Below are 14830 nucleotides of genomic sequence, written 5' to 3' on the forward strand. Positions count from 1 at the left end.
ACCGGGCCGGCACCCGAAACGACGCGACGCGCCCGCATGATGCAGGGGTCTGGGGGCAGCAGCCCCCAGTAAACGTCTGTGAAACTTGCCACGCCATCCAATCGGCGCGTCGTGAAACCCCCCCTTCGGCCCCCCCGTAGGGTATGGGCGGCAACGGATTGGCGTTCCCGCCGCAGGTGGGGGCAGGATGCGTCCCGGCCCAACATGCGGCTCCGCCGCGTGGCACGCCTCAATGGCAAGAAGAACACGGGAGTAACAACATGAACCGCAGTGAGCTGGTGGCCGCGCTGGCCGACCGTGCCGAGGTGACTCGCAAGGACGCCGACGCCGTGCTGGCCGCGTTCGCCGACGTCGTCGGTGACATCGTCTCCAAGGGCGACGAGAAGGTCACCATCCCCGGCTTCCTGACCTTCGAGCGGACCCACCGTGCCGCTCGCACCGCGCGCAACCCGCAGACCGGCGAGCCGATCAACATCCCCGCCGGCTTCAGCGTGAAGGTCTCCGCGGGCTCGAAGCTGAAGGAATCCGCGAAGGGCAAGTGACCTTGCCTTCCGTAGGCCACGGGACGGCGTACGGCGTGTAACACGACGATGGGGCGGCCCCTCCACCAGGGGCCGCCCCATCGTCGTACCAGCTGTGCGGGCGTCAGCCGAGCGCCTTGCCCGGCAGTTCGACCTTCGCGCCCAGTTCCACGAGCTTCTCCATGCTGTGTCTGCCCGGGGGATAACCCCCGGACCCCCAGCCCAGGGGCGCTGCTCCGGGCCGGGGCCGGGAGATAGCGGTCAGCCCAGCGCCTTGCCCGGCAGTTCGACCTTCGCGCCCAGTTCCACGAGCTTCTCCATGCTGTGTCTGCCCGGGGGATTACCCCCGGACCCCCAGCCCAGGGGCGCTGCTCCGGGCCGGGGCCGGGAGATAGCGGTCAGCCGAGCGCCTTGCCCGGCAGTTCGACCTTCGCGCCCAGTTCCACGAGCTTCTCCATGAAGTTCTCGTAGCCGCGGTTGATGAGGTCGATGCCGTGGACCCGGGACGTGCCCTGGGCCGCCAGGGCCGCGATCAGGTACGAGAAGCCGCCGCGCAGGTCGGGGATGACCAGGTCGGCGCCCTGGAGCTTGGTCGGCCCGGAGACGACCGCGGAGTGCAGGAAGTTGCGCTGCCCGAAGCGGCAGGCCGCGCCGCCCAGGCACTCGCGGTAGAGCTGGATGTGCGCACCCATCTGGTTCAGCGCCGAGGTGAAGCCGAGGCGGGACTCGTACACCGTCTCGTGCACGATCGACAGACCCGTCGCCTGGGTCAGGGCGACCACCAGCGGCTGCTGCCAGTCGGTCTGGAAGCCGGGGTGCACGTCCGTCTCCAGGGCGATCGACTTCAGCTGGCCGCCCGGGTGCCAGAAGCGGATGCCCTCGTCGTCGATCTCGAAGGCACCGCCCACCTTGCGGTAGGTGTTCAGGAACGTCATCATCGAGCGCTGCTGGGCGCCCCGGACGTAGATGTTGCCCTCGGTCGCCAGCGCCGCCGACGCCCAGGAGGCGGCCTCCAGACGGTCCGACAGGGCGCGGTGGTTGTAGCCGCCGAGTTCGTCCACGCCGGTGATGCGGATGGTCCGGTCGGTGTCCATCGCGATGATCGCGCCCATCTTCTGCAGCACGCAGATGAGGTCCTCGATCTCCGGCTCGACGGCCGCGTTGGACAACTCCGTGACACCCTCGGCGAGTACGGCCGTCAGCAGCACCTGCTCGGTCGCGCCGACGGACGGGTACGGCAGCCGGATCTTGGTGCCGCGCAGGCCCTTCGGCGCCTCCAGGTACTGGCCGTCGGCGCGCTTCTCGATGGTCGCGCCGAACTGCCGCAGCACGTCGAAGTGGAAGTCGATCGGGCGGCCGCCGATGTCACAGCCGCCCAGGCCCGGGATGAACGCGTGCCCGAGGCGGTGCAGCAGCGGGCCGCAGAACAGGATCGGGATGCGGCTCGAACCCGCGTGGGCATCGATGTCAGCGACGTTCGCGCTCTCCACGTACGTCGGATCCAGCACCAGCTCCCCGGGCTCCTCACCCGGACGGACCGTCACCCCGTGCAGCTGGAGCAGGCCGCGTACGACACGCACGTCACGGATGTCCGGAACGTTGCGCAGCCGACTCGGCGCACTGCCCAGCAGGGCGGCGACCATGGCCTTCGGTACGAGGTTCTTCGCACCGCGGACACGGATCTCGCCCTCCAGCGGGGTGCCGCCGTGGACAAGCAGGACATCGTCGTTGACGGTCATGAATCTCGCGTTCCGTGGAGTGGGGCAGGGCCGGAAAGACAGAGTAATCGCCCATCGGCCCCCTGCCGTAAGCCCAAGGACCGCCCAGCTACGTCATAGCTGTGTCACAACACGAACGGTTCCTAATCGGGCACATGGGGTCACCGCCCGTCACCGTGCGCCGGGAGTGCTTCCTTCCTCCCTGAGCTGCATTCACTCCCACACCCCAGTTGGCTCCCCATGCGAGGGGAAGATGCGGGATCATGTCAGGCATGACCGAGGTGTCCTCGCTCACAGGGCGGCTGCTCGTGGCCACGCCCGCCCTGGCGGACCCGAACTTCGACCGTGCGGTGGTGCTCCTTCTCGACCACGACGAGGAGGGCTCCCTCGGTGTCGTCCTCAACCGTCCCACCCCGGTGGACGTCCGGGACATCCTGGAGGGCTGGGCCGCTCTCGCCGGCGAGCCCGGGGTCGTCTTCCAGGGCGGCCCGGTGTCGCTGGACTCCGCGCTCGGCGTCGCGGTCATCCCGGGCGGCGGCAACGGCGACCGGGCCCCGCTCGGCTGGCGCCGGGTGCACGGCGCGATCGGCCTGGTCGACCTGGAGGCCCCGCCGGAGTTGCTCGCCTCGGCCCTCGGCTCGCTGCGGATCTTCGCCGGTTACGCCGGCTGGGGCCCCGGCCAGCTGGAGGACGAACTGGTCGAGGGCGCCTGGTACGTCGTCGAGTCGGAGCCCGGCGACGTCTCCTCGCCGTCACCCGAGAGACTCTGGCGCGAGGTGCTCCGCCGCCAGCGCAACGAGCTGGCGATGGTGGCCACCTACCCGGACGACGCCTCGCTCAACTGATAGCTCACTCTTTCGAGTGCCGGTGTGGCTGTTCGGGATCGGCGCCCTTGCTCACGGCATAGCGTCCTAGACGTGAAGCTCGTGACGCAGATCAGACTCCTGCCGACGCCGGAGCAGGCGGCTGCGCTGGACGTGACCCTGCGGCGGTGCAACGAAGCGGCGACCTGGGCCAGCGGCATCGCCTTCGAGAAAGACACGAGAAGAAACTTCCCGCTGCGCAAGCTCGTCTATGGCGAGATGAGGACGCGGTGGGGTCTTGGCTCACAAGCGGCGCAGCATGTGATCAAGAAGACGTGTGATGCCTACGCCGTGCTCGGGGCGAGCCTGAAGGCCGGGAACCTGGGGAAGCCGGGCTCGAAGCGGCACCGAAAGGCAGTGGGGAAGCCGATCGTCTTTCGGTCGGAGGGTGCGCAACCGTTTGACGACCGGATGCTGTCCTGGCAGATCGAGGAGCGGCGAGTATCCATCTGGACGGTTGCCGGTCGGCTGAAGGACGTGGCGATCACTGCCGGGCCTGATCAACTGGCGGTCCTGAGCCTGTATCGCAAGGGCGAGTCGGATCTGGTGCGGCGGGACGGGATGTGGTTTCTGTACGCCACCTGCGAGATTCCCGACGTCGAGCCGAACGCCGACCCGGTGGACTTCGTCGGCGTCGATCTGGGCATCGTGAACATCGCCACGACGTCGGACGGCGAGGTCATGGCCGGACGCGAACTCAGCCGAAGCCGGGTACGTGAGCGGAAACTACGTGCCAAACTTCACCATAAGAACACCGCGTCCACCAAGCGCCGCTTGAAGAAACGGCGCCGCAAGGAAGCGCGCCGGGCGACGGACATCAATCACAAGATCGCGAAGCGTGTGGTGGCAGAGGCTGAACGCACCGGTCGTGGGATTGCCCTGGAGGATCTGACGGGCATCCGCGAGCGGGTACGGCTGAGAAAGCCCCAACGGGCCACCCACTCCAGCTGGGCATTTGCCCAGCTGGGGGCGTTCATCGCGTACAAGGCCCGCAGGGCAGGGGTGCCGGTGATGTACGTCGATCCGGCGTTCACGTCACGCACCTGCGCCGAGTGCGGGTGCATCGACAGGGCGAACCGGGTCTCCCAGGCTCGGTTCGTGTGCCGGTCTTGCGGATTCGTTGATCACGCAGACCGGAACAGCTCCCGCAACATCCGCGCCCGAGCGTGGGAGTTGTGGCGACGCGGGGCCCGGTCAACGGCCCCTGCCCCGTCACCGCGTCAGCGTGGCGAGGCTGGACGCAAACGCAGTGCCGCAGCCAGTGGTGCCCGTTGTGCAAGCTTGGGAGCCATAGTTCTCGGCGGTTGATTACCCTTGGGCCTTATGAGCACTCTTGAGCCCGAGCGCGGGACTGGTACGGGGACCCTCGTAGAGCCGACGCCACAGGTGTCCCACGGCGACGGCGACCACGAGCGCTTCGCCCACTACGTCCAGAAGGACAAGATCATGGCGAGCGCCCTCGACGGCACTCCCGTCGTTGCGCTGTGCGGCAAGGTGTGGGTGCCGGGCCGCGACCCGAAGAAGTACCCCGTGTGTCCCATGTGCAAGGAGATCTACGAGTCCATGGGCAGCGGCGGCGACGGCGAGGGCGGCAAGGACAAGTAACACCCCCGGATCTTCCGAGGCCCCGGGCGCGCTTTGGCGTGCTCCGGGGCCTTTGTCGTACCCGTGCGTTGCACAGGGTGCGTCCGCCGGTCACAGAGTGGTCGAGACCTCTTGTCGGCATGTTCATGTTGTCCCTACCCTCCGTGGTGTTGTGCAGAGCGAAACCACCGTTGCATATGTTGCAACGAGTGCAGTGTGTGCAGTGCCAGCAGTGTCTTGAACGCTTACGCTTCAGCGCGCCCCGGAGGGTCACTCCATGAAGCTCCCCGCCCCCGCATTCCTCGTCGCCGCCCTGTTCCTGGCGGCCTGCGCCCCGCAGACCTCCTCCAACTCCGCCTCCGACAAGGACGACAAGAGCGGCACCCTGCGGGTGTGGCTCTTCCAGGAGGTCGGCAACGACCCCAAGCAGAAGGTCGTCGACTCGGTCGTCGCCGACTTCGAGAAGGCGCACTCCGGCACCAAGGTCGACGTGGAGTACATCCCGGTCGACACCCGAGCGCAGCGGGTCAAGGCCGCGTTCAACGACCCGGAGTCGGCTCCGGACGTGATGGAGTACGGCAACACCGACACCGCCGGTTACGTACGGGACGGCGGACTGCTCGACGTCACCAGGGACTTCGGGGCGTGGTCCGAGGCCAAGGACACCGACCCGACCGCCCGCCAGTCGGTCACCGTCGCCGGCAAGGTCTACGGCGCCCCCTTCTACGTCGGCGTCCGCGCCCTCTACTACCGCACGGACGTCTTCAGGGAACTCGGCCTGAAGCCGCCGGCGACCCTGGCCGAGCTGGCGTCCACGGCCCGTGCCGTCCGCAAGGCGAAGCCCGACCTGTACGGCCTGGTCGTCGGCGGCGCCTACACCTACGGCGCGATGCCCTTCATCTGGGCCGCCGGCGGCGAACTCGCCACGGCCAAGGGCACGTCGTACACCTCGGCGATCGACAGCGCGGCCGCCCAGAAGGGCATCAAGGAGTACACGTCACTCTTCGGCGACGACAACTGTCCGGCCGCCAAGTGCGCGGGCTTCGGCGGCAACGACACGGTCACCGCGTTCGCGGCCGGCAAGGCGGGCATGGCGATCGGCGGCGACTTCAGCCATGCGGCCGTGGAGGCGGGGACCGTCAAGGGCAAGTACGCGGTGGTGCCGCTGCCGGGGGCCACGGCCGGATCCGTAGCGCCGGCCTTCGCGGGCGGCAACAACATCGGGGTGCTGAAGAGCACGACGCACCGGACGCTGGCCGTCCAGCTGATGGAGGAGCTGACCGCCAAGAAGACGCAGGCGGCGATGTTCGACGCGATGGGTTTTCTGCCGACGTTCAAGGACGTCCGTGACCAGGCGGCGGCCAAGGAGCCGTTCGTGAAGCCGTTCGTACAGACGCTGGCCGCGGGGACGAAGTTCGTGCCGGCCTCTGCCGGGTGGTCGGGGATCGACTCCTCGCTGGTGCTGCCGACGATGTTCCAGGAGGTCATCAGCGGCAAGAAGAGTGTGGCGGCGGCTTCGGGGGAGGCGGCGGAGAAGATGGACGCGGCGTTTGGCTCCGCCGGATGACGCCGAACGGGGTGGGCGTCGCGGTGCGTTCGCGAGTGCGGGTCCGTGGGGGTCGTTCGCGCAGTTCCCCGCGCCCCTTCGGGGGCGCTGGGTGGAGCCCCTGGTTGTATCTCGCGCCCGCTCTCGTCGTCCTCGGCGGGCTGCTGGTCTACCCCCTCTATCAGCTCGGGCTGATCTCGGTCTTCCGGTACACACAGGCCCAGGTCAGTGGTGGGGAACCGACTGCCTTCGTGGGACTGGGCAACTACTCGGACGTCTTCTCCGACGACCAGTTCTGGTCGGTCCTGCTGGCCACCGTTCTGTTCGCCGCCGCCTGTGTCGTGTCGACGCTCGCCGTCGGGTGTGCGCTCGCCGTGTTGCTCACGCGGGTGCGGGCGGTGCCCCGGCTGGCGTTGATGCTGGCCGCGCTCGGGGCCTGGGCGACCCCGGCGGTCACCGGGTCGACCGTCTGGCTGTTCCTCTTCGACCCGGACTTCGGGCCCGTCGACCGTGTCCTCGGGCTCGGTGACCACTCCTGGACGTACGGGCGGTACAGCGCCTTTTTCCTCGTCCTGCTCGAAGTGGTCTGGTGCTCCTTCCCGTTCGTGATGGTCACCGTGTACGCCGGGATCCGTGCCGTACCGTCCGAGGTGCTGGAGGCCGCCGCGCTGGACGGTGCCTCGCAGTGGCGGATCTGGCGGTCGGTGCTGGCGCCGATGCTCCGGCCGATCCTGACGGTCGTCACCATCCAGTCGGTGATCTGGGACTTCAAGATCTTCACGCAGATCTACGTGATGACCGGCGGGGGCGGGATCGCCGGGCAGAACCTGGTGCTCAACGTCTACGCCTATCAGCAGGCCTTCGCGTCCTCGCAGTACGGGCTCGGCGCCGCCATCGGTGTCGTCACGCTGCTGATCCTGCTCGCCGTGACCCTCGGCTACCTGCGGCTGCTGCGCCGGCAGGGGGAGGAGCTGTGACCGTCGTGAATCTTGTGCGCGGGCTGGTCCGGCGGCCGGGGCGGCTGGCCGCCGAGGCGGCGGCGCTGGCGATCGCCGTCGTGGTCGCCTTTCCGCTGTACTGGATGGTGCTGGGCGCCTTCAAACCGGCCGGTGAGATCGAGTCCGACCGGCCCCGGCCATGGACTCTCGCGCCCTCTCTGGACTCCTTCCGGAGGGTCTTCGGGCAGCAGGAATTCGGCCGCTACTTCGTCAACAGCCTTGTCGTCGCGGGCAGTGTGGTCATCGTCTCGGCGCTGATCGCCTTTCTCGCCGCGACCGCCGTGACACGATTCCGGTTCCGCTTCCGGACCACCCTGCTGATCATGTTTCTGGTGGCCCAGATGGTGCCCGTGGAGGCCCTCACCATCCCCTTGTTCTTCCAGATGCGGGACTTCGGTCTGCTGAACACGCTGGGCTCGCTGATCCTGCCCCACATCGCCTTCTCGCTGCCCTTCGCGATCTGGATGCTGCGGGGGTTCGTGAAAGGGGTGCCGGAGGCGCTGGAGGAGGCCGCGTACATCGACGGGGCCAGCCGGTCGCGCTTTCTCTGGCAGATCCTTTTCCCGCTCGTGCTGCCGGGTCTGGTGGCCACGAGCGTGTTTTCCTTCATCTCCGCCTGGAACGACTTCCTCTTCGCCAAGTCCTTCATCATCAGCGACACTTCGCAGTCCACGCTGCCGATGGCGCTGCTGGTGTTCTTCAAGCCGGACGACCCGGACTGGGGCGGGGTCATGGCGGCGTCCACGGTGATGACGGTTCCGGTGCTGGTGTTCTTCGTACTCGTACAGCGACGGCTGGTCTCCGGACTGGCCGGAGCGGTCAAGGACTGACATGACTTCCGAAGTGGATCTGATTCCGGCGCCGCGCGCGATCGAGGGGCCGATGCGATGCGGCGTCCTGTTCGACGAGGACACCACCCTGTGGGCCGCCCCGGGTACCGAGGGGACCGAACGCTGGCTGCGCTCGACTCTCGGCGCGGCCCTCGGGCTGCCGCTGCGGCCCGGCACCGAGGACGCCCGCGACTGCGTACGACTGTGCCTGGACGACTCGCTGGAGCCCGAGGCGTACCGGCTGAGCGTGATCGCGACTTGGGGGGTCGAGATCCGCGGCGGCGGTCCGGCCGGGGTCTTCTGGGGCGCCCAGACCCTGCGCCAACTGCTGGGGCCGGAGGCCTTCCGCCGTGCGCCCGTGCGCCCCGGGATCCGGTACGGAATCCCGCACCAGATCATCGAGGACGCCCCCCGATTCCGCTGGCGCGGCCTCATGCTCGACGTCGCCCGGCACTTCATGCCGAAGGAAGGCGTCCTGCGCTACCTGGATCTCATGGCGGCGCACAAACTCAACGTCTTCCACTTCCATCTGACGGACGACCAGGGCTGGCGCATCCAGATCGAGCGCCACCCCCGGCTCACCGAGGTCGGCTCCTGGCGGGCCCGCACGAAATTCGGCCACCGGGCCTCACCGCTGTGGGAGGAGAAGCCGCGCGGCGGCTACTACACCCAGGACGACATCCGGGAGATCGTCGCCTACGCGGCCGCGCGGCATATCACGGTCGTCCCCGAAATCGACGTGCCCGGCCACTCGCAGGCCGCCATCGCCGCGTATCCGGAACTCGGCAACACCGACGTCATGGACACCTCCGCCCTCTCGGTCTGGGACACCTGGGGGATCTCTCCGAACGTACTCGCCCCCACTGACAACACCCTGCGCTTCTACGAGGGGGTGTTCGAGGAAGTGCTCGCACTGTTCCCTTCGGAGTTCATTCACGTCGGCGGCGACGAATGCCCCAAGGACCAGTGGCGGGCCTCGCCGGCCGCGCAGGCGCGGATGAAGGAACTCGGGCTCGCCGACGAGGACGAGTTGCAGTCGTGGTTCATCCGTCACTTCGCCAAGTGGCTTTCCGCGCGCGGGCGCAGACTGATCGGCTGGGACGAGATCCTGGAGGGCGGGCTCGCCGAGGGCGCGGCCGTGTCGTCGTGGCGCGGTTACGGCGGCGGGATCGCGGCCGCGCGGGCCGGCCACGACGTCGTCATGTGCCCCGAGCAGCATGTGTACCTGGACCACCGGCAGGCCGACGGCGCCGACGAGCCCGTGCCGATCGGATACGTCCGCACCCTGGAGGACGTGTACCGGTTCGAGCCCGTTCCACCGGAGCTCGACGCGTCCGAGGCGGGTCAGGTGCTGGGCACCCAGGCCAACGTCTGGACCGAGGTGATGGAGGACCACGCGCGCGTGGACTACCAGGTCTTCCCCAGGCTGGCCGCCTTCGCCGAGGTCGCCTGGAGCGCTCTGCCGGCCCCGGAGGAGCGGGACTTCGCCGGGTTCGAGCACCGTATGGCCGCGCACTACCGGCGGCTGGACGCCCTGGGGGTCGCCTACCGCCCGCCGGCCGGACCGCTGCCGTGGCAGCGGCGCCCCGGGGTGCCGGGCCGCCCGCTCGACGGTCCGCCCCCGAACCGCTAGCCCCCTCCCCGGCTGCCCTTCTCGCGGCTCCTCCCAGCCCCTCTCCGCCCTTCTCCTCGCTCCGAACGCGAAATGGAAAAAGACCCCAAGGATCACCGAAGAGTGTCAATCGGTACGCACTGGTGATGGCGTACGAAAACGGATCAAGTCGCCGGTGAGGTGGGTGAATGCCTCCTAGCGGACCCGTGCGTTCGAGGCTTGCGAAGATGTGCCAGAGTTGCCACGTCCGCCCTGTGAGCACGTACCGTACGGCCACACAGGTGGGACCAGGTGGGGGCAGCGGGAAGGGGCAGCCGGTTTTGACCACGCACGCACCGCAGGCGGCGCAGGCCGTCACGCTGCCCACGACGCTGAACGAAGCCGTGGCGGCCCTCACCGCCATGCCCACCGCGGTCCCCGTGGCGGGCGGCACCGACCTGATGGCCGCCGTCAACTCCGGGCAGCTCCGGCCCGCCGCCCTGGTCGGCCTCGGCCGGATCAGCGAGATCCGCGGCTGGCAGTACCAGGACGGCAACGCACTGCTCGGCGCCGGACTCACGCACGCCCGTATGGGCCGCCCCGACTTCGCGGCCCTGATCCCGGCGCTCGCCGCCGCCGCGCGGGCCGCCGGTCCGCCGCACATCCGCAACGCGGGCACCCTGGGCGGCAACATCGCCACGGCCGCGCCCACCGGCGACGCGCTGCCGGTGCTCGCCGCCCTGGAGGCGACGCTGATCATCGCGGGCCCGGGCGGATCCCGCCGGGAGATCCCGGTGTCGCACCTGCTGGCCGGCGTGGAGATGCTCCGCGGCGGCGAGCTGATCGGCTTCGTACGCGTGCCGCTGCTGCACGCCCCGCAGGTCTTCCTGAAGGCCACGGGCCGCACCGGACCCGGCCGCTCGGTGGCCTCCGTGGCGCTCGTCCTCGACCCGGCCCGGCGCGGGGTCAGATGCGCCGTCGGAGCCATAGCGCCTATGCCGCTGCGGCCGCTGGAGGCCGAGCAGTGGGTGGCCCGGCTGATCGACTGGGACAACGACCGCGCCCTCGTCCCGGAGGCGCTGCACGCCTTCGGCGAGTACGTCGCGGCCGCCTGCATCCCCGACCCGGCACCCGAGCCGGACGGCTCGGTGCCCCCGCTTCCGCCTGCCGTACTGCACCTGCGGCGCACCGTCGCCGCGCTGGCCCGACGAGCACTGGGGAGGGCGCTGTCATGACCGACGAACAGCACGAAGAGGGCGCGCCCTCGGGTGGCGGCCGCTGGGACCCGCTGCCCCAGGGCGACTACGACGACGGCGCGACCGCCTTCGTGAAACTCCCCGAGGGCGGCATCGAGGCCCTGCTGGCCCGTGACAGCCCCCTGGCCGCGCCCGGGCACGGCTACGTGCCGCCGCAGATAGCGGTCGCCCCCGGCACCGAGACCTGGGGCACGCCCGCCGACGGCGCCCAGTGGCCCGACCCGAACGCGGTCCCCCAGGAGCGGCCCGCCGACGACCGGTTCACGTACCACCCGGCGGCGACCCAGCAGTGGACGTACGAGGAGCCGCCGCCCGCGCCCGGTCACGATGTGACCGGGCAGTGGTCCATCCCGGTCGCGAGCGGTGATGTTCCGGACGAATCGGGCGAGTTCACCACATCCGCGCTCATGGAGCAGTGGGGCGGCACGCCGCCGGCGACCCTGCCGGGCGGCGCGGCCGCACCCTGGGCCACCGAGGTCCAGGCCTGGGAGCACTCCACGGAGGCCCCTGGGGCGCCCCCAGGCGCCTCGGCGGGCCGCGGTGGCACTCTGGCCCCGGGTTCCCCCCTTGAGGCCGCCGGTGCGGCGCCTGCGCCCGGCGCGGTCGCGGCGAACGAACCGGGCGAACAGGTCGATACCGGCGAACTCCGGGCGGTCGGCGAGTCACTTGACACCGCCGCACGCCGCGCGGTCGGCGAGTCGCCCCACCCCGCGCGGGGCACCGGTGAACAGACCTCGGCCGGAGACGCGGCCGATGCCCCCGCCCGCCCGGCCGAAGCCGAGGCGGCCCCGCAGGCGCCACCCGCACCCGACGACGAAGGCCGCACGGGTGCCGCGGACGGCGACGAACACGCCGAAGGCGAAGCCGAGACGGTCGACGACCATCCCCTCGCCTCCTACGTCCTCCGCGTCAACGCCACCGACCGCCCCGTCACCGACGCCTGGATCGGCGAGTCCCTCCTCTACGTCCTCCGCGAACGCCTGGGCCTGGCCGGCGCCAAGGACGGCTGCTCCCAGGGCGAATGCGGCGCCTGCAACGTCCAGGTCGACGGCCGCCTGGTCGCCTCCTGCCTGGTCCCCGCGGTCACCGCCGCCGGCAGCGAGGTCCGCACGGTCGAGGGCCTCGCCCAGGACGGCCGGCCCTCCGACGTGCAACGCGCGCTCGCCCTCCGCGGAGCGGTCCAGTGCGGCTTCTGCGTCCCGGGCATGGCCATGACCGTCCACGACCTGCTGGAAGGCAACCCGGCCCCCACCGAGATGGAGACCCGCCAGGCCCTGTGCGGCAACCTCTGCCGCTGCTCGGGTTACCAGGGCGTCCTGGACGCCGTCCAGGAGGTCGTCGCCGAACGCGAGGCACACGCCGCCGCCGACGCTGAGACGGACGGCGACGAGGCCCGTATTCCGCATCAGGCGGGACCGGGAGCCGGCGGCGTCAACGCGTCGGCGTTCGACTCCCCCGGCACCTTCGCGTCCCCCGCCCAGCGCGAGCAGTCGTCGTACGACGCCCGGCGCGAGCAGTCGTACGACCAGACGTACGGCGGTGACCAGACGTTCGGCGACCAGAGTCAGAGCTACGGCGACCAGCCCTACGGCTCGGACGGAGGCCAGGCGTGACCAACGAGACCGTCACCACGACCACCGCCGCGGAGAGCGCCGACCCCGTCCCCGAGCCGCTGCCGCACGGCCTCGGCGTGTCGCTGCCGCCCGCCGACGCGCGCGCGAAGACCGAGGGCACCTTCCCGTACGCCGCCGACCTGTGGGCCGAGGGCCTGCTGTGGGCGGCCGTGCTGCGCTCCCCGCACCCGCACGCGCGCATCGTGTCGATCGACACCAGCCACGCGCGCGAGATGCCCGGCGTACGGGCCGTCATCACCCACGAGGACGTGCCCGGCACCCCCCGCCACGGCCGGGGCACACCGGACCGCCCGGTGTTCGCCTCCGAAGTCGTACGGCACCACGGCGAGCCCATCGCCGCCGTCGCCGCCGACCACCCCGACACCGCCCGGATGGCCGCCGCCGCCGTCATCGTCGAGTACGAGGTGCTCGACCCGGTCATCGACCCCGAGCAGTCCTTCGAGGCCGAGCCGCTGCACCCCGACGGCAACCTGATCCGGCACATCCCGCTACGCCACGGCGACCCGGACGCGGCCGGCGAGATCGTCGTCGAGGGCCAGTACCGCATCGGCCGCGCCGACCCGGCCCCCATCGGCGCCGAGGCCGGACTCGCCGTGCCCCGCCCCGACGGCGGGGTCGAGCTGTACCTGGCCTCCACCGACCCGCACACCGACCGCAACACGGCCGCCGCCTGCTACGGCCTGTCGCTCGAACAGGTGAAGATCGTCGTCACCGGCGTGCCGGGCGCCACCGCCGACCGCGAGGACCAGGGCTTCCAGCTGCCGCTAGGCCTGCTCGCCCTGAAGACCGGCTGCCCGGTCAAACTCACCGCCACGCGCGAGGAGTCCTTCCTCGGCCACGCCCACCGCCACCCCACCCTGCTCCGCTACCGGCACCACGCCGACGCCGACGGCAAGCTGGTCAAGGTCGAGGCCCAGATCCTGCTCGACGCGGGCGCCTACGCCGACACCTCCGCCGAGTCCCTGGCCGCCGCCGTCTCCTTCGCCTGCGGCCCTTACGTCGTCCCGAACGCCTTCATCGAGGGCTGGGCCGTGCGCACCAACAACCCGCCCTCCGGCCACGTCCGCGGCGAGGGCGCCATGCAGGTGTGCGCCGCCTACGAGGCGCAGATGGACAAGCTGGCGAAGAAGCTCGGCATCGACCCCGCCGAGGTCCGCCTGCGCAACGCCCTCGCGACCGGCGACGTCCTGCCCATCGGCCAGACGGTGACCTGCCCGGCCCCCGTCGCCGAGCTGCTCCAGGCGGTACGGGACTTCCCTCTCCCCGCGCTCCCCAAGGACACCCCCGAGGACGAGTGGCTGCTGCCCGGCGGCCCCGAGGGCGCGGGCGAGCCGGGCGCGGTGCGCCGGGGCGTCGGCTACGGCCTCGGCATGGTCCACATGCTCGGCGCCGAGGGCGCCGACGAGGTCTCGACGGCCACCGTCAAGGTCCACGACGGCATCGCGACCGTGCTCTGCGCGGCCGTGGAGACCGGCCAGGGCTTCACCACGCTGGCCCGCCAGATCGTCCAGGACACGCTCGGCATCGACGAGGTCCACGTGGCCCCCGTCGACACCGACCAGCCGCCGGCCGGCCCCGGCTGCCGCGGCCGCCACACCTGGGTCTCCGGCGGCGCCGTCGAACGCGCGGCCAAGATGGTCCGCACCCAGCTCCTGCAGCCCCTCGCCCACAAGTTCGGCATGTCCACCGAGCTGCTCCAGATCACCGACGGCAAGATCACGTCGTACGACGGCGTCCTGTCGACCACCGTCACCGAGGCGATGGACGGCAAGGAACTGTGGGCCACCGCACAGTGCCGCCCGCACCCGACCGAGCCGCTGAACGCGGAGGGCCAGGGCGACGCCTTCGTCGGCCTCGCCTTCTGCGCGATCCGCGCGGTCGTCGACGTCGACATCGAACTCGGCTCGGTGCGGGTCGTGGAGCTGGCCGTCGCCCAGGACGTGGGCCGGATCCTCAACCCGGCGCAGCTCAACGCACGGATCGAGGCCGGTGTCACCCAGGGCGTCGGTATCGCGCTCACGGAGAACCTGCGCACCCCGCGCGGGCTGATCCGCCACCCCGACCTCACCGGATACGCGCTGCCGACCGCCCTCGACGCGCCGGACATCCGGATCGTCAAGCTCGTCGAGGAACGGGACGTGGTCGCCCCCTTCGGCGCCAAGTCGGTCAGCGCGGTACCGGTCGTGACCTCCCCCGCGGCCATCGCCTCCGCCGTCCGCGCGGCGACCGGCCGCCCGGTCAACCGCCTCCCGATCCGCCCGCAGGCGGCGGTCGTCACGGGCCAGTGAG

The 14830-nt window shown here is 70.7% G+C and carries 12 protein-coding genes; 11 read left to right on the top strand and 1 reads right to left on the bottom strand.

What is annotated here, in order from left to right; genetic code table 11:
• Nucleotides 1-260 precede the first annotated feature (260 nt).
• Nucleotides 261-542: an HU family DNA-binding protein gene (locus tag ACGFZQ_RS00465; protein ID WP_189268239.1), complete on the top strand. Its 282-nt coding sequence runs from the start codon at nucleotides 261-263 to the stop codon at nucleotides 540-542.
• A 377-nt stretch (nucleotides 543-919) separates the two neighbouring features.
• Here the strand turns inward: ACGFZQ_RS00465 and murA are convergent, their stop codons facing one another.
• Nucleotides 920-2260, bottom strand: a complete 1341-nt coding sequence (gene murA, locus ACGFZQ_RS00470) for a UDP-N-acetylglucosamine 1-carboxyvinyltransferase (RefSeq protein ID WP_393838517.1) — start codon at nucleotides 2258-2260, stop codon at nucleotides 920-922.
• Nucleotides 2261-2511: 251 nt separating this feature from the next.
• On the opposite strand from murA, the gene ACGFZQ_RS00475 reads away from it, so the two are divergent.
• The 10 genes from ACGFZQ_RS00475 to ACGFZQ_RS00520 all read left to right on the top strand — a co-directional run bounded on the left by ACGFZQ_RS00475 (nucleotide 2512) and on the right by ACGFZQ_RS00520 (nucleotide 14829).
• The gene (locus tag ACGFZQ_RS00475; RefSeq protein WP_351701322.1) at nucleotides 2512-3084 is read left to right on the top strand and encodes a YqgE/AlgH family protein; all 573 of its coding nucleotides are present in this window, start codon (nucleotides 2512-2514) and stop codon (nucleotides 3082-3084) included.
• A 72-nt stretch (nucleotides 3085-3156) separates the two neighbouring features.
• The gene (locus tag ACGFZQ_RS00480) at nucleotides 3157-4410 is read left to right on the top strand and encodes an RNA-guided endonuclease InsQ/TnpB family protein (RefSeq protein ID WP_393838518.1); all 1254 of its coding nucleotides are present in this window, start codon (nucleotides 3157-3159) and stop codon (nucleotides 4408-4410) included.
• Between the two features lie 15 nt (nucleotides 4411-4425).
• Nucleotides 4426-4707: a DUF3039 domain-containing protein gene (locus ACGFZQ_RS00485; protein ID WP_351746829.1), complete on the top strand. Its 282-nt coding sequence runs from the start codon at nucleotides 4426-4428 to the stop codon at nucleotides 4705-4707.
• 256 nt (nucleotides 4708-4963) lie between these two features.
• Complete coding sequence (locus ACGFZQ_RS00490) at nucleotides 4964-6253, top strand: extracellular solute-binding protein (protein WP_393838519.1); 1290 nt, start codon at nucleotides 4964-4966, stop codon at nucleotides 6251-6253.
• Nucleotides 6250-7209 (top strand): carbohydrate ABC transporter permease, encoded by a 960-nt coding sequence (locus tag ACGFZQ_RS00495; RefSeq protein WP_393838520.1) that lies wholly within the window; start codon nucleotides 6250-6252, stop codon nucleotides 7207-7209. The genes ACGFZQ_RS00490 and ACGFZQ_RS00495 overlap by 4 nt, the downstream gene beginning before the upstream one ends.
• Nucleotides 7210-7214: 5 nt before the next feature.
• On the top strand, nucleotides 7215-8060 hold the full coding sequence (locus ACGFZQ_RS00500; protein ID WP_351746837.1) for a carbohydrate ABC transporter permease: 846 nt from the start codon (nucleotides 7215-7217) through the stop codon (nucleotides 8058-8060).
• Between the two features lies 1 nt (nucleotide 8061).
• Nucleotides 8062-9693 (top strand): beta-N-acetylhexosaminidase, encoded by a 1632-nt coding sequence (locus ACGFZQ_RS00505; RefSeq protein WP_393838521.1) that lies wholly within the window; start codon nucleotides 8062-8064, stop codon nucleotides 9691-9693.
• Nucleotides 9694-9992: 299 nt separating this feature from the next.
• Nucleotides 9993-10886: an FAD binding domain-containing protein gene (locus tag ACGFZQ_RS00510; protein ID WP_351746842.1), complete on the top strand. Its 894-nt coding sequence runs from the start codon at nucleotides 9993-9995 to the stop codon at nucleotides 10884-10886.
• Complete coding sequence (locus ACGFZQ_RS00515; protein ID WP_393838522.1) at nucleotides 10883-12520, top strand: (2Fe-2S)-binding protein; 1638 nt, start codon at nucleotides 10883-10885, stop codon at nucleotides 12518-12520. Before ACGFZQ_RS00510 ends, ACGFZQ_RS00515 begins: the two co-directional genes overlap by 4 nt.
• The gene (locus tag ACGFZQ_RS00520; protein ID WP_393838523.1) at nucleotides 12517-14829 is read left to right on the top strand and encodes a xanthine dehydrogenase family protein molybdopterin-binding subunit; all 2313 of its coding nucleotides are present in this window, start codon (nucleotides 12517-12519) and stop codon (nucleotides 14827-14829) included. The genes ACGFZQ_RS00515 and ACGFZQ_RS00520 overlap by 4 nt, the downstream gene beginning before the upstream one ends.
• Nucleotide 14830: the final 1 nt, after the last annotated feature.

It is taken from the genome of Streptomyces sp. NPDC048254 (assembly GCF_043201895.1).
Taxonomy (GTDB): Bacteria; Actinomycetota; Actinomycetes; order Streptomycetales; family Streptomycetaceae; genus Streptomyces.